Raw genomic sequence first — 20,553 nt, forward strand, 5'->3', positions numbered from 1 at the left:
TCGCCGGCATCACGCGGACGCGCCCTTCGTCGCGATCTGGCCTGAGATCGGCACTCCGGACCTGCAGGGCGCGGTGGATGACTTGCTGTTCGCGTCCTCTGCCTCGCAGGGCATCACGGAGGGACCGGTGTTCCGGTATGTCCTCCGCAGCAGGAAGATTGCTTTCGCGGAGAGGCGGCGAAGACGGGCATCAGCCGCGGCGGCTTCTGTGAGGCCAGACCGTCAACGAGCGCGTGCAGTACTGGTTCGATGCGGCATTACCGGTCAGCGACGGCCGCCCCGTGAGTTTTCAGGGCATCCGCGCCGGCGCCGCCAGCGACCTCGCGCAGTAGAAGGTGTCCGATGAGGACCTTGAGCGGGCTGGGCGCTGGCGGCCGGGCTCCCGCATCCCGGGCACCGTGTATGTGCGGCCCGTCCGGGAGGGATATGAAGAACGACCCGTTCGACAAAACCCTGCCCTTTACAGCAGCGTGACGCGCTGTCAAACAATTGGCCGAGCTCTGGGTGAGCGGGACCGGTCCGTGTCCCCCGGACCCACTGATGTGGCCGAGCGCACGAGGACTTGTCGGGTCTCGGGGTCCCTTCCGCTGGGCAATCAGGCGCGGCAGGATCTCGGGCATGAGGATTCTTGTCATGGGCGGTACCTGGTTCCTTGGGAAGCGCATCGCAGAGGGTGCGCTGGCGCGCGGATGGTCCGTCACGACCTTCAACCGGGGTCGCTCTGGCCGTGATGTTGCCGGTGTTCAGCCGGTTCACGGAGACCGCACAGATCACGGTGACCTGCAGCGTCTCTCTCAGCTTGGGCCGTGGGACGCCGTCATCGACACGTCCAGTTCGGATTTCCCGCCCCGTGATGTGCTCTTGTCGGCCACCGTCCTTCGCGCCGCGGTGGGGCGGTGGGTGCACATCTCCACCGTGTCCGTCTACGAGGGATGGCCGCACCAGGCACTCACGGATCAGTCCACTTTGCTGGACTGCCCAGCGGATGCGGACGGATCGTATGGACACACCGGCACGGATGGCAGCCCGACGGTCTACGGATTTCAGAAGGCCGGCGGGGAGCGCGCCGTGCGCGAGATTTTCGGTGACGCCGCGGTCTTCCTCAGGCCTGGCGTCATCCTGGGGCCGGGTGAATACGTGGGCCGACTGCCCTGGTGGTTGAACCGGGCCAAGCGGGGCGGAAAGATCCTGGCGCCCGCACCGAGCAGTCGGCGTATTCAGCCCGTCGATGTCCGTGACGTTGCCGCGTTCGCGCTCGACCAGGCCGCTGGTGCCACCAGCGGCGGATACAACGTCACGCACCCGGACGGCATCACCTTCGCCGACTTCCTTGGCGAGTGCCTGACGGTCACCGGCGGGGCCGGGGAACCCAAGTGGGTGGAACCCGACGAGCTGGCCGACCACGGTGTTGCTCAGTGGACTGAACTCCCGTTGTGGCGGACCCACGGAGGTGTGTGGTCGGTCGACTCGAGCAGAGCCGTGGCCGCGGGCCTGCGTTGTCGTCCGATTACTCATACGGTCCGCGACACCTGGGATTGGTTGGCGGCAGACGAGCGTCCGGTAGATCATCCGAGGTGGGCAGAACACGGGATCGCCCCTGAGAAGGAGGCGAAGATCCTCGCCTCCCTGGCCTGACTCAGGCCTCGAGCTGGAGGAGCGCGGAGCGGGTGCTGAGTTGATGGGTGCTTGCGCTGCGGGTGAAGTCTTCGACGCGGTCGCGCAGCTCGCGTGGCAGCGTCGAAGCCCGGTAGGCCGGTTGCGCGAGGAACTGCTGGATTTGGCCCGTGCGTACGAGGACGCCGGTCACCCTCTGGTCCCCGGGGATGTTCCACAGCGGTGTGAGTGCTTCGGCGGCTCCCTCGACGTCGTTCGCCAGGAGTCGGGCCATGGCGAGATCAGCGGCGGCGCCCCCAAGGACGTGCGCCGAACGGCTGCTCTGTGGGGTCTGCCTGATGAGGTGGATGGCCCGTCGCGCGGACTGTTCGGCCTGGTCCGCATCATGGATCAGGAGCGCAGTGGAGCTGCTGGACATGGCCAGTCGGGCTGGAGGGAAGCCGAACTCGCCGCCGACGCCGTCGTGCAGGTCGTCGCGGGCCCCGCCCTCGATCTCCAAGGAGCGCAGCTGGGCCTGCCGGGAGGCGTCCGTATCACCGAGGTATCCGTGCGCGCGTGCCTCGATGGCCAGAAGCCGGCGCCGGGCGACGTCGCCGAGGCCGCCGTATGTCTGGGCGCGCCGAGCCTTGCGGACGGCCTCGCCGGGCATGCCGGTGAAGTACGCGATGTACGCGAGGATGCCGTCCGCGAATGCCCGCAGCGGTTCGAAGCGGGCGCTCTCTCCGTAGAGGTCCGTCGCGCGGGCCAGACGGCGGGCGTTGTCGAAGGAACCGAGGTCGAAGGCTGCGGAGGCGAGCAGGGCCATGGTCTGGCCGGTCAACTCGAGGAGACGCTGCTGCTGAGTGGGGATCTGGGTGCGGTCTCGCTGGCCTTGCAGTTGTTCCTGGAGCGCGCGGCCGCGCCGAAATGCTTCCATCGGTGGGAGTGAAACGTAAGCGCGCGCGAGGGACGTCACGTCGTCGGTGAGCTGGTCGAGGCTGGTGTCGGAGACGGACGCCGCGGCAGTTGCGCCGGCGTCGTCCTGAGCGTCGTGTGCAGCCATGTTGATCTCGTACTCCAGATTGGACGCGGGTGCCTGGGGATCATCCGCGTGAGGGGGGCTGAACAGGGCCGCGACGTCACAGCCGAACATGGCCTTCAGCACGCGGCGAGTATCTGCGGACAGTGAATCGGGGCGGGCCTTCCCTGCCTTCCAGCGGAAGACCGTCCGTTCGCTGCAGGTCGGGTTGTTGGCGCCCTTCCCGACGACCTCGTCCGCGGTTCTGCCGAACAGTTCCACGAAGTCGGGGGCGCCCAAGTTGCGCCTGTCGCACAGGGACTTGAGCAGAGTCTCGGGTTGTTCTGTCACATCGCCCCCAGATATCGCGCCTTGGCCTGTTGACGGGCCGCCTCCGGATCGATCCCTTTCGTCGAAGGGGATACCGCCGTCACCGTTCAGTGCAACCCATCCTGCACAGATGGCAGTTGGCTAGCAGCCAGATGGCAGACCGCCGCCCGGTTGGCGTGAGAACGGCAGCTCTCTGACATGGCGATGGCACCGCGTAGAGGACCACGCTGATCAACACCTCAATGAAGGTGTCCAAACGCACACAGGACAGTGATCACCGCTGTGCTGGCGGGCCAACCCCCAGAGGACGTGATGACCACGACATCCGTACGGACGCCCCACGCGGACGTGCTCCGTGACCGGGACGTGATGAGTGAGCGAATCACAGTTCAGCCCCGCAAGCAGGGCGTCGGTCTCCGACGCGAAGATGCGTGCCGCGTTGGCGCCATGCGCAGGATCGCCGCCGCACGGCTACGTCACTGCGGCCTGGAAGCCCTGAGCGACGAGGTCACACTCGTCGTCTCCGAGCTGGTCACCAACGCGCTGCTGCACAGTGGCACCGCAGAGGTCGGCGTGACCATGGCCATCCAGGACGGCTTCCTGACGATCACCGTCACCGACGGCATGTCAGGCGCAGCAGTACCCGGACTTGCGGACGGCGACGCAGAATCCGGGCGCGGCCTCGACATCGTCGAGTACGTGGTGAAGGAGCACGGTGGGGCCTGGGGCACCTGCGAAGCCGGGGCCGAAACCTGGTGCCGTTTCGCTCTGCCCGAGGAGGCAAGCCGATGACTCCGCCTGCCCTCGCGCTCGGGTGCCCCCTCCTCCTGACCGAAGGAACTGCTGCGATGGACTCGCCCCGGTCACGCTGCCGTTCGGCGCTGAGGTGATGCAGCACCTGGCTCAGTCGGCCGGCGCGGCACGAGAGCCTGCCGCAGATATGGCGGACCTCGCAGAAGTGATTCAGGCGCTCATGGCTGTCGAAGCCGGCCGCGACATCATCATGCGTCTCGGTGGCCACCTTTTCGACGTGGTCATCACCGGCTCCGGTTTCCGAGCTCGTGCTGTGGTCGCTCTGATGGATGGGATTCAAGGCGGCTGCGGCCCGGTGATCGAGGACCCCAGGAACCGGTGGTTCTATTGGCTGGTGCCGCCCGGGTCTGCCGACCGGTGGGAGTCGCACACCCATGCGGTGTGTCTGGGCTTTCCGCACACGATCACGCTGCCGTCCGTGAACCGTCGTATGCCGCCGGGTCCGTACTGGCACCGGCCTTCGGCGAGTGACCGTCTTGTCCCGTTGGGTCCGCTGTGTGAGGCCCTTGGGCAGCTTCGGCCCGAGCCGACGCCCCACACCACGCTCGCGGCCCGGCTCGGCATAGCCCTCTGAGCACCGTGCTCGCCGCCAATTCCCCCGGGCGGTGGGCACGGGTCGATGGCCTGCTGTCGAGCGGATCCGGCTCGGCAGCAGGCTCCGCGATGAACGGTGCGACGCCCCTGTGAGTTCTGCCCGGGGGCCTGGATGTCGTGAAGCCAGGCCGCCGGGCAGGCGTGACACCCCGCAGTACTGCGGTGCCCGCGTTGTGGGCTGCACCGGCCATGCGGCAGCACGCAACGGGGGCCCTGCGGGTTCCCCCGCGCCTCCTTGGGCGGTCCGACCACGAAGGAGTATTCGTGTCGATTCCAACAGTTGAGCAGCAGCCGGCCGTGTCCCTCGCGCCGCCGGTCCCGGCCGACGACGAGTGGGAGCTGCAAACCACCATTACCCGAACCCCGACCCCGATCGTCGAGGCCTGCGGCACCGGCGACGGCTGCGCCCCCACCTGCGCCTCTTCCTGTATTTCCAGCTGATTCACCCCCGGCGCGGGTGGGGGCGCAGTGATTTCCGCGTCCCCACCCGCGCATCACCGACCGAGGACATCGTTGATGACGACCCGACTGTCTTTCCGTATGTGTGGTGACGTTCTGGTGCTGCGGGCCGCCGCCGTTCCGGTGCGGGCCCGCCCGGTGGAGTGGCCCGATACCGACTCGCCGGGAGCGTGCCGCCAGTGGCTCGCGAAGGTGTGGAGCGACGAGGCCTTCGTCCTGCCGCTGCGCGCGGCGTCTGCGGGCCTGGCCGGCTTCGTAGAGCAGCGGATTCTTTGCGACGGCGGCGATGACGTGCCGCTGAGGCGCCTGCGCAAGGTCACTGATTCGGTGGCCAGGTATCTGCTGCGGGCGTCGGCCAGGGCGACACCGTTCGGCCTGTTCGCCGGCGTCGCCCTGGCGGAGTGCGGGCCGATCTCCGCCGTGATCGGCCCGGGCTATCAGGCCCTCGCCCGCCGTGACGCCCAGTGGGTGGACCATGTACGCCGGGACCTGCAGCGCCGGCCCGATGTGCTGCCTCACCTGACCCTTCAGGTCAACAGCCTGTCCTTCCTGCGCGGCGACATCGTCAGTACGCCGCGGGCGGGCGGGCGGCTGGCGAGTGCGCCGGTCACCCGCCCCCTGGCCGCCCTGCTGGAGGCGGCGGTGGAACCGGTGCCGGGCCGCCACCTCATCAAGCTCCTCACTGCGGCCGGCGGCACCTGGGAGCAGGTCGTGGGCCTGATCGCCAAGGCTCTCGCCGACGGATACCTGACCAGCAACCTGGCCGCGCCGATGACTGCGGTCGACCCGGCCCGGCACATCGGGCGCATTCTGCGGCCGCACGCCGACCAGCTCGACCGGGCGACCCTCAACGTGCTCGACTGCCTCAGCGATACGGCGCTGCTGCTCGCCCTCCATGACGAGGCGACGGACGCTCAGAGGGCCTACGTTCTGCGGGGCATGGCGGAGGCGAGGATGCGGGCCGTCCCGTCCGAAAGCCGGAGCCGGATCAGTCTCGACCTGTGTCTGGATGCGCAGGTGGCCGTTCCGCGCCGGGTCCTTGACGAGGTGGAACGTGCCGCAGACGCGCTGGTCCGGCTGACCCGCACCCGAGGTCCGAGCCGCGTGTGGGCGGCGTACCGGATGCGGTTTGAGGAGCGCTACGGCGCCGGGGTCCTGGTCCCGGTCTGTGAGGCCGTCGATCTGGCCGCAGGTGTCGGCCTGCCCGCCGGCTACCCCATGTCGATGGAGTCCGAAGCGCCGCTGACGGTGCTGGCGCGCGATGAGCAGCTGGCGGCACGGGCCATGCAGGCAGCCGTGACCGGTGAGCGCGAAGTGGTGCTCACCGAGGAAGACCTCAACGACCTAGCCGCCGACGAGCCGGAACAGCCGCTAGCCTCGCACGCGGAGATCGGGTTCAGGATCCGGGCCACCAGCCAGGACGCCGTCACACGGGGGGACTTCACGATCGATGTGCGGCCGGCGTGGGCGGCCGGTGTCCTGTCCGGGCGGTTCGCCACGGTGCTGGGGGGCCGACTGGCGGAGTCCTACCGGACGCTGCCCACCATGACCCACGGGGCGCTGCCGGCCCAGCTCTCCTTCACCCCCGTCTTTCCCCACGCGCAGAACGTCGCGCGGATCCCCGCTTTCCTGCCCTACGTCATCCCCGTCGGGGAGAGCCATGAGGCGACAGCGGACCTGATCGATATCGACGACCTCGCCGTGATCTCCACCGGCGGGCGGATGCATCTGGTGAGTCTCTCCCGGCGGCGGATCGTGGAACCCAGCGTGTTCCACCCTCTCGCCCTCGAGAAGCAGGCCCCGCCCCTGGCCCGGTTCCTGGCCATGCTCGGGCGCGGATTCGCCACCGCCTGGACCGCGTTCGACTGGGGGCCGGCCGCCGCCCGCCTGCCGTATCTGCCCCGGGTGCGTTACGGCCGCGCCATTCTGGCCCCGGCCCGCTGGCAGCTGTCGGCTGCGGCGCTGCCGTACGGCCCGTTCGATGCGGCCTGGCACAAGGCGCTGAGCCAATGGGCCCTCACCTGGCACTGCCCGCCCCGGCTGGAGCTGCTGGACGCCGACCGCACCATGAGCGTGGACCTGGCCGTCCCCCTCCACGCGCGCCTCATCCACCAGCACCTGCGCCGCCACCGGCTGGTGCGGTTCGCCGAGGCCCCGACCGACGAGGAACTCGGCTGGATCGGGCACGCCCACGAGTTCACCGTCCCGCTGGCCGCGACCGGCCCCCAGGCGCCGCACCCGGATCTGTCCGCCGTGCCCGTCGTCACGAACCGCCCGGCCCACCCTCAAGACTCTGAGCAACGGTGGCTGCAGGTGAAGGTCTTCACCCACCCCACCGCCATGGACCAGATCATCGGCCGGTTCCTGCCACGGCTGGTGCAGGACCTGGGCACCGGGCGGGTCTGGTTCGTGCGCTACCGCTCGCCGCAGGAGAGCGACCATCTGCGGATCCGAGTCCCCGCCACCGGGCCGGACGGCTACGCGGCCGCCCTGCGCACCGTCTCCGCCTGGGCGCGGCAGCTCACCGTCGAACGGCTCGCGTCCCACCACCTCTTCGACGCCTACCGGCCCGAGATCGGCCGCTACGGCACCGGGGCCGCCATGGACGCCGCCGAGGACGTCTTCGTCGCCGACACTCTCGTGACCAGCTACGCCCTCACCGACGTGCCCGCCCTCGACCGGGAAACGGCGTGCGCACTCAGCATGATCGACATGGCGGAGGGGTTCCTCGGCACGCGGCAGGCGATGGAGTGGATGGCCGCAACTCCGGCCCCCGGAACGGGGCGTCGCGAGGTCACCCGGCAGACCGTCGGCCAGGTGAACGCCCTGCCTCTGCTGCACGCGTCCGACCGCCTCGCCCACGTGCTGGCCCAGCGGCGGGCCGCACTCGGCGCCTACCGCGACCAGGCCATACGGCAACGGGGCTCCGGCCCGGATGCCGGGCATCTGGGCCCGCTCCTTGAATCGCTGCTGCACATGCTCCACAACCGCCTGGTGGGGCCCGACCGGGACAGCGAAGCCGCCTGCCGGCACGCGGCCCGCCAGGCCTGCCGCTCCCTCCTGAGAAGGCAGGACACGTGAGCCACGACAACTTAGGCGAGGGCCTCGCCGGGACCGCCCTGTACGAGATGGTCGCAGCGCGCGCCCGAGAGGACTGGGCGGCGGCCCACGCCGCGGCGAAAGCCGTCACCGCCCGGCCCGTCACCGCCCACCCGCAGGAGGCGAGCCTGTACCACGGTGCGCCGGCCGTCGCCTACGTCCTGCACCTCGGCGGCCACCGCGCCTACGCGCGCGCCCTCGCCGAACTCGACGCCGAGGTCACCGCGATCGTCACCGACCGCCTGAACGCCGCCGCACGCCGCATGGACAGCACGATGCCGCCGACCCTGCGCGAGTACGACCTGATCAGCGGCCTCACCGGACTCGGCGCGTATCTCCTGCACCGCGGCCGCGACACCGTCCTCGACCAGGTCCTGCACTACCTGGTGCGGCTGATCACCGAACCCCTCACCGTCGACGGCCACCAGGTTCCCGGCTGGTGGGCCGCCACCGGCCCCAGCGGCACCCCCGAAACCGGGCGGTTCGCGCACGGACACGCCAACTTCGGGATCGCGCACGGCATTGCGGGCCCGCTCGCACTCCTCGCCCTGGCCCACCGCGCCGGCCACACCGTCGACGGCCAGGAGCAGGCCCTGGCCGAAGGCATCGCCCACCTCACCGCCTGGGCCCAGCCCCTCACCGGCCACGGCGTCGGCTGGCCGGGCATCCTGCCGCTGAACGCCTACCGCCGGGGTCCCGTCCCCGGGACCGAACCGGCGCGGCCGTCCTGGTGCTACGGCACCCCCGGCATCGCACGCGCCCTGCAACTCGCCGGCCTCGCTCTGCACGACGCGGACGCCCGCCGCCTCGCCGAGCACACCGTCCTCGGAACCGTCACCGACTCCCGGCAGCTCGCACAGCTCGCCGACCCCTCGCTCTGCCACGGATGGGCCGGGCTGCTGCTGACCGCCGACCGGATCGCCTCCGACGCAATCGCCCCCGACCTCACCGGCGAACTGCCGGCCCTGCGCACACACCTCAGCAACCACATGGTGCAGCACGCCATACCCGAAAGCGCCGGACTCCTCAGCGGCAACGCCGGCGTCCTCCTCACGCTGCACACCCTCAGCACCAACCGCCCCAGCATCCCGGGGTGGGAGACATGCCTCCTCCTCAACTGAAAGAGAACGAGACTGTGAGCCAGACCAAGGCCGACGAACTCCGCAACGCACTGGTCGACGACATCCTCACCCAGCGGCATCTGCCCGCCGCAGTCGAGCGCGCCCTGCGCACCGTCCCCCGCGAGACGTTCCTGCCGGGCATCAAACTTGAGGACGCCTACACGGACCAGGCCGTCACCATCAAGGACCACCCCGACGGCGGCCCGCTCCCGCTGTCCTGCGCGTCGGTGCCCTCCGTCGTCGCGATGATGCTCGCCCAGCTCGCCGCAAAGCCCGACGACAACATCCTCGAAGTCGGCGCCGGCACCGGCTACAACGCCGCACTCCTCGCCGAACTCGCCCACGAAGGAAAGGTCACCGCCGTCGACATCGACGCCGACGTCGCACTGCACGCCCGCACCACCCTCAACGCCGCCGGCTACGAACGCGTCAAAGTCCTCGAACGCGACGGCCTGCTCCACGTATGGGAGAGCGCGCCGTACGACAGGATCATGGCCACCGTCGGCGTCTGGGACATCCCGACCACCTGGTGGAGCCAACTCCTGGACGGCGGACGCCTCGTCCTCCCGCTGCGCTGGCGCGGACAGACCCGCTCCGTCGCCCTCACCCGCCACGGCGACACACTCGTCTCCGATGCGATGGAACTGTGCGGCTTCGTCCCGATCATCGGGCAGACCAGCGAGAAGACAGCCCTCCTCACCGCCACAGGCTCCGTCCGCGTGCACTACGACGCCGACCAGGCCGTCGATGCCAGCGCCCTCGCGAACACCCTGGCCCACGCTCCCTGCCGCGGGGCCTGGTCTGCCCAGCGGATCGGCAAGGGGGAAACGTTCGACGGCGTGTGGCTGCGGGCCACCGCCAGCGATGACCGCGTGTGCCGCCTCGAGGTCACCCCCGAGGCCGTACAGCAGGACCTGGTCCGCAAGCCCGCCATGCCCAGCCGCAGCCCCGCCCTGATCGACGGCGACTCCCTCGCCTACCTGACCTACCGCCGTGAAGACGCCGACCCGCAGCGCCCGTTCCAGCTCGGCGCGGCCGCGTACGGACCGCACGGCGAAAGCCTCGCCCAACACCTCATCGCGCACATCGAAGCGTGGGGAGCCGACCGCACCGCGCTACCCCGAATGACCATCACCCCGGTCGAGACAGCACCTCCGACGGGCCATACGATCGAAAAATGGGAAAGCCGAATCACGCTCGCCTACTGAGCCGCCCCGTCTCGGCGCTCATCGGTACGAACGAGGGCGCCGAGGCGGTTCAGACCGCGCGAGGTGTAACAGATCGAGGCCGTTGCCGTTCCAGGGGTGAAGGGGGGTGCGCATCACGTCACCCCCCATCGCGGGCCGTGGCAGCTGCCGTTGGAGGAAGGCAGGTCAACTCGCGCCTGTTCTGCAGCGTGTGACTGGAAAATAGCCCGTTCAGGACGTGTGCGCCCGGGCTGGTGCACCGTCCAGGGAGTCGAGGAGCTGACCGAAGGTGATCTCCTGGTCGTCGTAGTCGAAGGTCACAGCGGCGGCGAGCGCCGCCCACCGGTCGGTGCTGCGCCCGCAGCGCTCCAGCAGGATCTGCAGGGCGATGTCGGGTTCGTGGCCGGCAAGGATCTCGTCGGCGGGGATCTGCAGCAGATGTTCCAGGGTGCGGTAGCGGGACTTCACGACGGCGCGGTAGACCTCGGAGCGGGAGAGGATCTCACCGGTGGCGGGGGAGTCGAGCCAGGACTGCAGGACGGCCGCGGGTTCGGGGTGCTTGCTGAGCTCTTCGTCGTCCAGCAGCCGCACCACACCGTCGGCCTCGCCTTCGGGTACCTCGGCGGCGGCTGCCGCGGCCACAAGCCAGTCGGGTACGTCGGCTCCCTCGGCGATCCAGGCCAGTTCGGCAGGGTGCAGGCAGTTCAGGACGTCCGCGACGGCGATGCGTGGGGTGTGCGGGTTGGCGGCGAGGGCGGACAGGGCCTGAACGCGGCGGTGCTCCCAGTGGCGTTCCAGGAGCCGGGCCGGGCGGTCGTGGTCGGGAGCGGAGTTGCCGAGGATGCGGCGCAGGGTCCGGCTCGAGGTGGGGGAGACGACGGCCGGTTGGTCCAGCCGGGCGAGCTGCGCGCAGGCGGCGGCGAGGTGGTCGGGGTTGGCGCTGAGGAGGGCCAGGTCCTCGGCGAGACGGAGGACCCGGCCGTCGAACTCGTAGTCGTCCTCCTGCTTGTCGGCCCAGCTGAGCAGCTGGCCGCGGGCGACGAGAGCATCGGCGGTCGCGTGCAGCTGGTCGGCGGCGAGGCCGGCCAGGCGTGGGTTGTTGTAAACGCGCTGGGCGATGTGGTGCAGGCTCCGGCGGGCGGTCACCCGCGCATGGGGCAGGTCGGCCAGTTCGGGCAGGCACAGCGCCGGAAGGCAGGCACGCAGCAGGTCCTCGCTGAGCGCGGGCGCCGGGTCGGTGCGGAGTTCCTGGCCGGCCGGGGCAGCAGCGTGGGGCCGGGCCTCCTGGAAGGCCTGCGTCTCGGCACAGTCCAGCAGGAGGTGCTGAACTGCCGCCCCGAGCGAGGGGTGCGCGGTGAGCTGCGCCCACCGCTGGGGGCACCGGGCCAGCATCGCCCAGCCGGTGCGGCCGCCCAGCTGCAGCGACCAGTCCTTCGGATACGTTGACAGGGCCTCCCAGCCCTCTTCGGGCTCCGGGTGAAGCAGGTAGGCGGCAAGCGGGGTGAGGCATGCCTCCAGGACGGCGTCGAACAGCTCGGGTGGCACGGGCGGGGCGGGCGCGGCATTTTTGGGGCGGGTGTAGCGGTCGGGATCCCACTCGTCGATGACCTTGTCTGCCTCGTGGTAGGACAGGCGGGGCAGGAGCGCGATGGCCGCCTCGACTTGACCCGGGTGCCATGCCAGCGCGGAGACCAGCCCGGCCCAAATTCGGCGATGCCGCAGGATCGCGGGCACGTCGGCGACGGTCACGGTGCCGTCGGCCGCCAGGGCGGCCAGTGTCCTCTCGTCGGTGTGCAGCAGAAGCTGGCCGCGCAGCCGCTTGGCGGAGGTCCGGGCCAGCAGCGCGGGCAGCGCCTCCTTAAGGGCTTCCTCCCGCCACCGGTCGGCCTGGGCGTCGAAGCCGTTCCGAGCCATCGGCGGAGCACACAGGGCCCCGATCACCGTCTTGAGTGCTTCCTTGGGGAGGTCCTCGCTCATCGCGAGCTCCCGCCACAGCGGGTACGTACGCGCATTGACCATCCTCGAGTCCCCTCCCACACCTGACCCGGCGTCATTACCCGGTCGCCATCCGTGAAAAGACCGTACGGCCCGCCCGGGCATGGACGGGCGTGATCCACGAAGTCGCCATGCCTCATGCTCCGCCCGGGGCGCGGCAAGTCAGGAACGAGGGATGAGTTCGGGCATGGAGGAGACGGCGGTGCGAGGCCACATCCCCGCGTCGGGAACCCGGCCGTGACCGACCTGGCCGTGCTCTGCCTGATGGGCCGCGTGAACGCGGTCCATCAGGGCGGTCAGGGCGGTCGGCTCGAAGGTGGCCCGGCGACCTTCGGCCGCTTCGTGGATCAGGACGCTGGCGCTTTTGCAGCCGAGGTGCGGAGGGTCTGATCGATCGCGGCGGGTACCAGAGCCTCGCAGGTGGTCAGGCTGGAGGCGGCCACGCGCTCAGAGCCCGCCGCGTGAGGGGCAGTTCCTAAAGGCTCCACGCCATGACGGCCGCCTGATCGATCCGGCGGCCACCCCTTGTTCGTCGGCAGGCAGTGCTGATCAGGTGTCGGTGTCGTGGGGGAGGCCGTCGTCCAGGACGATGCGGATGGTCTTGCCGTGCCCGCCGACGTTGGCGAGTTCGGAGGCGATGCGGTCGTAGGAGGTCACGGCCATGGCCCAGTCAGCCCAGTCATCTTTCAGCGGGGTGGTGGTGGAGCGCGTGTTCCACAGTTCGATCAGCAGGGCGATGAGGGAGCGACCGGACAGGACGGTCCGGATGCGCCCTTCCTTGAAGTCCTCCACGGCCGGCGGGGTGCGGAAGTGGCTGTGGTCGTTGGCCAGGGCGGCAAGCCATTCCCAGGTGTCTCGGTGCGCGATCAGTTCGGCGGAGGCCACGCCGGCGGCCCTCAGCAGGAGGACACCGTGTTCAACCCGAGGGTCCTCCGCGCCGGTGGATGTCTGCGGTGTGGTGCCGGAGGGCTGGGCATGGGAAGTACCCGTGCCTTGAAAAGTGGCCTCAATGGCGTTTTTGAGAGCGAGGTCCGGTTCCTGGCTCGGGGCCTCGGACTGCGGCTGGCGCTCAACGTTCTCCACGGTTCCCCCCTGGGTCTTGGTGTCGGATGAGACGGCGGCCGGATGCGCTGCGGCGGGACTGGTGGGGCCGGAACCGGCCTCCGCCGACGGCACGGGCTCCTCGTGACGCGTCTGCGCGGCATCGCCGGCCTTGTCTGCCAACGTGAGGGGGCGCAGGACGTCGACCAGGTCCAGCAGTTCCCGAAGTTCGGCCCGCGTCTCGCTCAGGTCGCTGATCATCCGGTCCTGGCGTCGGCGTACCTCCCGGTTCTCCTCGCGCAGTCCGGTGATGCCCCCCTCGATCTTTTCGAGGACCTTCTGGCGGCTCTGCGTGACCTCGCCGTGCAGCGCGGTCAGCCCGACCGTCGGGTCGTCGAGACGTTGGAGTTGGCGCTGTATCGCGGTGAGTTCCTTCATCGCGTCATCGAACGCGTCTTTCCACCCCATGTGCCCCCCTGATTACTCCGATCCGGACGATCGCTCGTTACTGCCCACAAAGACTCCGCGTAACGCGATGGTTTCCAGTCCTTCCCTGGCCAGGAACAAGATCGGGTCGTAGGAGGCGTGGACGACACCACGCCGCCGCCGGATCTGCGACATCACGGTCACCGTCAGCCCCACCGACGCGGCCGCGGAGCCAGCGAGGACGACCATCTCCGTCGATAAGGTGAAGGCCGTGTATGCCTGAAGGTTGAATTCACCGACGGTGAATAACGCAATTTACGGTTCTGCCACGCGGAATTCGCGCCTGCGGTGAACCTGGAGGTGGGCCACACCGAGGGCCGTCTCTCCTTTTAGCCTGAAAAGCGAACTGATGAACACGCGCCGCATCCCCGAGTCCCCCGCGACCGACCGGACACCATTGCGCCCCCTGCGGCGCTCATCCCTTTCGGGCGTGGGGGAGGAGCGGCCGGGGTGAAGGCCGTGGCGAGCGCGTGAAGGAGCCCAGCGGGCGACCGTCGGCTGTCTTGGACGCGCTCTGACCGTTAATTCCGCACCCAGGGCGGACCTTGCTGCCGTAGACAGGGCGGAGGCACGCGACGCTGCGCCCATAGGCCACCTCGTGACTCCCCGGATCGCCCTGAGCACAGGGGGTATGAGCATCATCGGGGCCCCGCTGACAGTGATGCACCATCGATGAGCACGTCTACTTTTCAGGGCGGGCCCTTGGCACAATGCATCAATGGATCTAGGGGGAACAGCATCAATCGCTGCGGCAGCAGCGGTAGTTGGAGCAGGGCTTGGTGCCTTCGGAGTGATCCGTGCAGCCAGACACGCAGGCGGTTCGCAGCGGCGCTCCCAGCACGAGCACTGGCGCAGGCAGACTCGGGCCGACGCTTACACCCAGTTCGTGAGTGCAGCCCAGGAGCTTCCGCCAGCGATAGCGGCACTCCAAGGCGCCGGGGATGCCGCGACGCCGGACCTGGTTGAGAGAGCCGCTGAAGCGCGACGGTTCATGGCGGACCTCTCCAAGGCCGTGAGCGCCGTGGCAATAGCCGGACCAGGCAGTGTCGCCGCGGAAGCCAGATCAGTGACGCAGGGCTATGGGTTCATCCTTCGCAGCGCTCTCGTGAGCCTGGGGATCGAGCCGGCCCGGCGTGGCGATCCACCCGCATTCACCCCGGCGCACTGGCCGACTTTGCGTGTTTTTCGAGAGCTGGCCCGATCAGCCCTGGATGATCCGGATGGTGCTCTTGAACTGCACTGATGCCTGCGCGCCGCGTACTGGTGCCCGCCTGGCCGCTCGGCCGAAGAGACGCAACAGCACACTTATGCCTCGCCTCTGCTCGTCGCCTGAGCCCGCCTCGTGAGGTGCCCCGGCCGGACGCCGGAGCCCGCAGGCCCACTGCGAGGGGGTTGGTTGCCTGCCACAACATCCGGCACACGATGGGTACCGCGATCTGTTCCCGTATCTGGTCCACGATCGGTACCAACATCCCTCAGTACCCGCCACGCTCAAGCACGGCAAAAACCCCAGTTCAAAGCGTGTTTCGGTGGCCGGTGCGCTCTCTAACAACCCCACACACGCACCCCCGGCCCCCTGGCAGCAGGCAGAAGAGAAAGAAGAAGCAGGCAGCAGGTCGGGCCGACGGCGCGCGCTGGGGGAGGGGTTCGGTGCCATTGTGGCCGCGTCGGCGAAGCCTCCGCGACCGAACGGACACCACTGCGCCCCTGCACTCTCATCCGATCTATGGGCGCAGCAGCGCCGCGAGGAGAAGGCCATGGCGCAGCACGCGAAGGAGTCCAGCGGGCGGTTGTCGGCTGTCCTGGACGCGCTATCCATCGACGCGATGTTCGGGGATGTCGGGGGCCGGGGGCGCTCGCAAGTCGGCCGCCTGGGCGGCCGGTGACGGGAGGAGCGCACAACGGGACGCTGCTCCGACGCACTCCTTGAGATCGCGTGTACGTCACGGAGGAGTACCTGCACCAGCGATACCCCGGGAACGTTGTGCTGCTCGGCGGCCCGGGAGGTACGGCATCGGCGCCGGCAGCCGGAGACTGTCGAGCGCATTTTGCGGGCAACCGGGCCGGACGGACGTGAGCCTTTGCCAACTCACCGGCGAGGAGGGGGAGTGCGCAGAGGCGTATCTGGGGCGATGCGCTTCGGCGGCCGGTGCGGTGGACCGCGCGAGAAGGAGGTTGGCCGGCGCCCAATCCCGCCGGGGCGGGGTGGCCAGGGCGCCGGCCTTCGAAGACCACACACCTGAAGGAGACCTGCAGGGCGTGACGGTGTCGAGTCTAGCGGCGGAGGCGGCGTGCGGGCCGCATCTTTGCTGCCCGTGACGTAGGCTCCCTAGCCTTGTTCCGACGGTGCCGTTGGTGCCGGCCGTATCGAAGGCCCCGCTGCCTCGCGGCGTTATTGCTCCGAGTCACGCAGGGGTCTTCTGTGCGGCGCTGACCTGAAAGGGGAGTACCGGGTGATCCGTGCGGGCCGCCTCGGTTTCGTGCAGAACAGTGCTGATCTGGCTGTGGCGATGGGTTTCACGTCGGTGAAGTCGTTCCGCAACCGCAAGCCGTATGAGGCGGACGGGTTCCCGGCTCCGATCAGTGCGCCGGAGGCCAAGGGAAAGTTGTGGGACGGTGAGCAGACTGCAGCTTTCCTCGCCGGTGCCCCGGTGCCGGCGCTCTCGGACGTCGATGACGAGGAGGACTTGCTGGAGCGGACCGAGGCGGCCGCGTTCTTGGACGTCGCCCCCAAGACCTGGGACTCCTACAAGAGGGATCCGCGGATCGCGCCGCACCTGGTGACGGTGGCCGGTGTGGAGCACTGCCCGCGTGGGGTGCTGCGGGCCTACCGCGAGCAGCCGTCGTCGGCGGCTGGCGAGGTGGGACACCGGCCCAAGGGCAGTGGCGACATGGTGCCCCGCGACCAGCTGCACGCCCGCGTCGGGGAGCTCCTGGACGCCGACCCCGCCCTGACGCTCGCCCGGCTGACCGAGGAGCTCGGCATCGCCAACTCCACCGCCACCCGTGTCCTGCCCCGCCTTCGCGGCGAGCGCATCGCCGACCTGTGCGCTGCTCACGAGGACCTGACGCCGGAACAGGCCGCCGAGGAACTGGGCTACCCGGCTGCCGTCCGCAAGGCGGCCATCGCGTACGCCGGCACGGTGCTGCGCGGGCGCCGGCTGCGTGGGTACGTCCAGGGCATCGCGGACGCGCTCGTCATCGAGGGCCTGGCCGAGGAGCAGGATGTCGCCATGGTGCAGGTGACCGCCGACGTGGTGGCCGCCGCGCTGATCCTTTCCACCAGCGCTCCGGTGCCGGCGTTGGTGTGGGACGAGCGATGGGGTTGGCGTACAGCTACCAGCCGCCGCCACCCGCTTGGCCGGGAAACCGGCATGCCCCCTGAGGGCAGGGGCACCCGCTATCTATGCGGGTCATTGCAGCCGTCGGCGAAGGACGTCTGCGAGTCTCTGTGTGACAGTCGGCAGGGTAGCCATCAGCCGCCGCAGCTCTCGGCACGCGCATCTTCGGTAGCACGCTGAGTCGGAGGTTCTGGGCCGTTGCGGACCATCCCGCAGTGGCCGGAACGCTGTGCGGGGGAGCGGCAGCTCAAGCGGGGCCGGAGGGGCAGGGACAGCACTACGGGTGCCACTCTGAAGAGATTCCTCCGTCGGCCGCCCACCCGAATCTCTCCAGCAGGCTGGCCTGTCTATCCCTCCCCGCTGTGCGCAACAGGGTTATGGCGGTATGCGTGGCAAGCCAGCCCGGGTCGAGATTGGACTGCGAAGACGCGAGTCGTGCGGCGTGTTCCAAAGCCCGCACTGCCTCATCGATTCGGCCAGCATTGGCCAGGAGGTTCGCAGTGTTCACGAGAGCATCGGAGAGTATCTCGGCAGGCACGCCTTGAAGCCACTCGACTGCCTCGTCGAGTCGGTCAGCCCGACTCAGGTGTTTCGCCGCCCGGTAGTGCGCGTTGAGGTCACCGCCCTCAGCGGCCTTCCGAAACAACGAAAGGGCCTCGTCTAGCCGTCCGGCGGCAGCAAGGTGCTCGCCGGCTTCGCTCAGCGCCTCACTCCGACCTGCTCCGCTCGCCTGCCAGTAGATCTGGACGGCCTCATCGAGCTGTCCATGGCGAAGAAGTGCTGCAGCGGCGGTCATGAGGTAGAGCGGTTCGGCCGTCCATTGATACGCGCGCTGCGCAGTCTCAGCTGCCTCCCGGTTCTGCCCGGCTTGGACGTACCGGTGGATTGCGTCGTCCATGAGTATGGCTGTGGGCCCGAGGACCTCCGCGGCCGTCTTTGAGAGCTCGTCAGCCTCCCTGTCTCTTCCTTGTAGCCTCAGATCACTGATCGCCTTCTCCGACAGATACATCGCCACGTGCCGGGGCAGAGCGGCCATGATGGTCTCATCCAGAGACAGCGCGTCGGGCCACGTAGACAGGCCGGGCAAGGTCATGTCTCCATGCTGCTGCGCCTTCTTGTACCAGTCGACGGAGTCAGCAAGGCGTCCTGCCTTGACGAGCCGGTCAGCCATGACCCGGAAGGCCACGCTGTCACCCGCCAGGCCGCCTTGCTCGTACCACTTCGCCGCGTCATCCAAGTCGTCCTCACCAAAGAGGACGGCGGCTATCGAACGGAACGCGTGCGGTCCGTCTCTGCCTGCGCTTTGTGCCGCAAGGTCCCACGCCTCCGACCATCGACCGTGCTCAGCTAGAAGCGTGCTGGCGTGCTGCAGGGCGTACGAGTGTCCGGCGGCGGATGAGCGTTTCCACCACTCGACGGCTTCATCCACCCTGTCCGGGTAGGCGGCGAGGAAGTAGCCGGCTATGTGCAAATTCATGGGATCGTTGTCGCGGGTCAACCAGGGCAGCGCATCGTCGATACGCCCCCGATGAGCAAGGCGGCGGCCGATTTTGCGGCCTGCCATGAAGTCGCCCTGCAGGGCATCTTCCTCCAATGACGAGTGCCTTCTGAATGAGGACGGTTTGGTGGCACGGCTCTTGGCCCACCACTCCTGCGCGGTCTCCTCCAAGCCGGCACGCACCAGTCGTTGGGCGGCTATGCCGTACGCGAACACCGCACCTTGGTCCGCGGACTGCTGGAACCAGTGCAAGGCCTCCTCGATGAGCCCTGCATCAAACAGCCGGTCCGCCGCATCGAGCAGGGCTCCGGCATCCTCGGATACCACCGCAAGCCGGTGCGCCACCTCGAGCAGATGCCGCGATGCTGCCTGGCGGGAGAAATCCGCAGCAACGGTCCCTCGAAGATGCTGCACCGCTGCCTGCCAAAAGAGCCCGGGCGCCGGGGTCCTTCGAGTATGGCCCAGCTGTTCCAGGAAGTCGGCCAGCCTGTAAGCGGGAACGCTGCTACTGGCAATACCCCCGCGAGGACGCCGCACCGGCGACAACGCCCCCCGCGCGCCTCGAACTGGCTCGCTGACCAACGCCAAGGCATGCTCCAGCCAGTTCTCAGCCAGAAGGTCCCACTCACTGTCCGTCAGGTAGCCTTCCGCCGCGCTGGCCAGAAACGGAAGGGGCAATGCCAACGGATGTCCCACCCGGCGGGCATCCATTGCCGCCTCAAGCAACGCCCGGACCCCTGGCGAAGCTTGTACAAAACGCCCCCGCAGCTCCGGTGCCCCTGCCAGATACTGGGCCACCATCCCGTCTTCAGCCCGCGCAGCCGCAAAAGCCAGCACCTGATCCGCGCCTCGCTTCATCGACTCCACCGCGGCATCCTCAAAGCGGCCTGGCACGGCAACGCAACGGCCGGCCAACAGCGCACGCGCTTGCGGGTGGAGATCGGTTTCCCGCAGATGCACTCGCGGTTCACGAACGAGCGGCTCGTGATACTCCGGCCAAATCGTGCCCAGAACCAGCACCGGGCCTCGTGACTCGTCGCCCAACAGCGAACGAAGCCCGGCGGCGACCTGCTCACCCACACGCGGATCGAGCAAGTAGTGCTGTGCCTCGTTCAGCCACACAACAGTCCGCGGACCCACACGGGCTACGTCACGAAGAGCCGCGTCAGGACGGTCGGGGTCGATCGGATGCCACAACAGCCAATCCGATGGGAGACTCTGGAGCACCTCCCAGCACGCGCGAGTCTTACCAGTCGAGGAAGACCCCACCAGCACAACCATCTGGCTGATTCCCTCGACGGCTTTCCGCGCAACAGCCCGCAACGCATGGTCGTGCGCGCGTTTCACATAATGAGGAAGGTGCGGTGACTGAACGGCAGATGCAGAGGTGCCAATCGAACGGTGTACCTCTAAGGCGTAAGGATTCAGCCCACCAATACTGCGGCCCAACCGTTCTTTCTCTTCGGGATCCGGCGCTGGCAGCGGTTCACTTGACTTATCAATGCGGGTGCCACTCGTCGCCGCGCGATGCAAGCCCAGGAGAACGTTCGGATCCAGTTTCAGCGCCCCTGCGAGACGCACCAGGGTGTCGGGCGATGTCTCCCTGCCATTGAGGGCCTTGCTGACCGTAGTTCTGCTCAGACCTGTCCGGCCGGCCAGCCGTACAAGCGTCCATCGCTCCTTCGCCCGTGCATCTGTGAGCATGTGGCGCAACGCATCCCGCGCGCCCTGCGCCTGTTCGTTGTCCATGTCCCCTCCCGTGCAGCCGTGTACATCTTCGTACAGATGGACGAGGCTGCACCCAGGAAGCCGCAACATCGCTGACACAACCGGGTGTCTATCGAAACGGAGCAGCGGTGACCTACAAGTACGTCGCCCTCGCGGTGCTGTTGAACCTCTTCTGCGCCAGTGCAGTCGCAGCTGCAGCTGGATTCCTGGCGCGAGTGGAGGGGAGGGACCACATCCAGGCCGTGAAGCA

13 protein-coding genes are annotated in these 20,553 nt (G+C 68.8%); 9 read left to right on the top strand and 4 right to left on the bottom strand.

Annotated elements, in window-relative coordinates; translation table 11 throughout:
- Nucleotides 1–618: 618 nt before the first annotated feature.
- Nucleotides 619–1,635, top strand: a complete 1,017-nt coding sequence (locus ABD366_RS40005) for an NAD-dependent epimerase/dehydratase family protein (protein ID WP_324775571.1) — start codon at nt 619–621, stop codon at nt 1,633–1,635.
- A 1-nt stretch (nt 1,636) separates the two neighbouring features.
- On the opposite strand, the gene ABD366_RS40010 is transcribed toward ABD366_RS40005, so the two are convergent.
- On the bottom strand, nt 1,637–2,962 hold the full coding sequence (locus ABD366_RS40010; RefSeq protein WP_324775572.1) for a DNA-binding protein: 1,326 nt from the start codon (nt 2,960–2,962) through the stop codon (nt 1,637–1,639).
- Between the two features lie 426 nt (nt 2,963–3,388).
- Between ABD366_RS40010 and ABD366_RS40015 the strand changes: the two genes are divergently transcribed.
- From ABD366_RS40015 to fxlM, 6 genes are all read left to right on the top strand, one after another.
- On the top strand, nt 3,389–3,733 hold the full coding sequence (locus ABD366_RS40015) for an ATP-binding protein (protein ID WP_324775574.1): 345 nt from the start codon (nt 3,389–3,391) through the stop codon (nt 3,731–3,733).
- A 148-nt stretch (nt 3,734–3,881) separates the two neighbouring features.
- On the top strand, nt 3,882–4,328 hold the full coding sequence (locus ABD366_RS40020; protein ID WP_324775576.1) for a hypothetical protein: 447 nt from the start codon (nt 3,882–3,884) through the stop codon (nt 4,326–4,328).
- Between the two features lie 284 nt (nt 4,329–4,612).
- Nucleotides 4,613–4,789 (top strand): FxLD family lantipeptide, encoded by a 177-nt coding sequence (locus tag ABD366_RS40025; protein WP_324775578.1) that lies wholly within the window; start codon nt 4,613–4,615, stop codon nt 4,787–4,789.
- Nucleotides 4,790–4,864: 75 nt separating this feature from the next.
- On the top strand, nt 4,865–7,888 hold the full coding sequence (locus ABD366_RS40030; protein ID WP_324775579.1) for a lantibiotic dehydratase: 3,024 nt from the start codon (nt 4,865–4,867) through the stop codon (nt 7,886–7,888).
- A complete protein-coding gene (locus tag ABD366_RS40035; protein WP_324775580.1) occupies nt 7,885–9,027 on the top strand; it encodes a lanthionine synthetase C family protein in 1,143 nt (380 codons plus the stop codon). The genes ABD366_RS40030 and ABD366_RS40035 overlap by 4 nt, the downstream gene beginning before the upstream one ends.
- 14 nt (nt 9,028–9,041) lie before the next feature.
- Nucleotides 9,042–10,235: a methyltransferase, FxLD system gene (gene fxlM / locus ABD366_RS40040; protein ID WP_324775582.1), complete on the top strand. Its 1,194-nt coding sequence runs from the start codon at nt 9,042–9,044 to the stop codon at nt 10,233–10,235.
- A gap of 210 nt (nt 10,236–10,445) precedes the next feature.
- Here fxlM and ABD366_RS40045 read toward each other — a convergent pair whose 3' ends face one another.
- Entirely contained in the window at nt 10,446–12,233 is a 1,788-nt protein-coding gene (locus ABD366_RS40045; protein ID WP_324775584.1) for a hypothetical protein, read from the bottom strand.
- A gap of 213 nt (nt 12,234–12,446) precedes the next feature.
- On the opposite strand from ABD366_RS40045, the gene ABD366_RS40050 reads away from it, so the two are divergent.
- The gene (locus ABD366_RS40050; RefSeq protein ID WP_324775585.1) at nt 12,447–12,599 is read left to right on the top strand and encodes a hypothetical protein; all 153 of its coding nucleotides are present in this window, start codon (nt 12,447–12,449) and stop codon (nt 12,597–12,599) included.
- Between the two features lie 159 nt (nt 12,600–12,758).
- Here ABD366_RS40050 and ABD366_RS40055 read toward each other — a convergent pair whose 3' ends face one another.
- Nucleotides 12,759–13,718 carry a hypothetical protein gene (locus ABD366_RS40055; protein WP_324775587.1) on the bottom strand — a complete coding sequence of 320 codons (960 nt, stop codon included), beginning with the start codon at nt 13,716–13,718 and terminating at the stop codon, nt 12,759–12,761.
- A gap of 2,471 nt (nt 13,719–16,189) precedes the next feature.
- Between ABD366_RS40055 and ABD366_RS40060 the strand changes: the two genes are divergently transcribed.
- Complete coding sequence (locus tag ABD366_RS40060; RefSeq protein WP_324775589.1) at nt 16,190–17,257, top strand: hypothetical protein; 1,068 nt, start codon at nt 16,190–16,192, stop codon at nt 17,255–17,257.
- 97 nt (nt 17,258–17,354) lie between these two features.
- Here the strand turns inward: ABD366_RS40060 and ABD366_RS40065 are convergent, their stop codons facing one another.
- Entirely contained in the window at nt 17,355–20,324 is a 2,970-nt protein-coding gene (locus ABD366_RS40065) for a helix-turn-helix domain-containing protein (RefSeq protein WP_324775591.1), read from the bottom strand.
- Between the last annotated feature and the right edge of the window lie 229 nt (nt 20,325–20,553).

The sequence above is a fragment of the Streptomyces kunmingensis genome (assembly GCF_039533535.1).
Lineage (GTDB): Bacteria > Actinomycetota > Actinomycetes > Streptomycetales > Streptomycetaceae > Streptomyces > Streptomyces kunmingensis.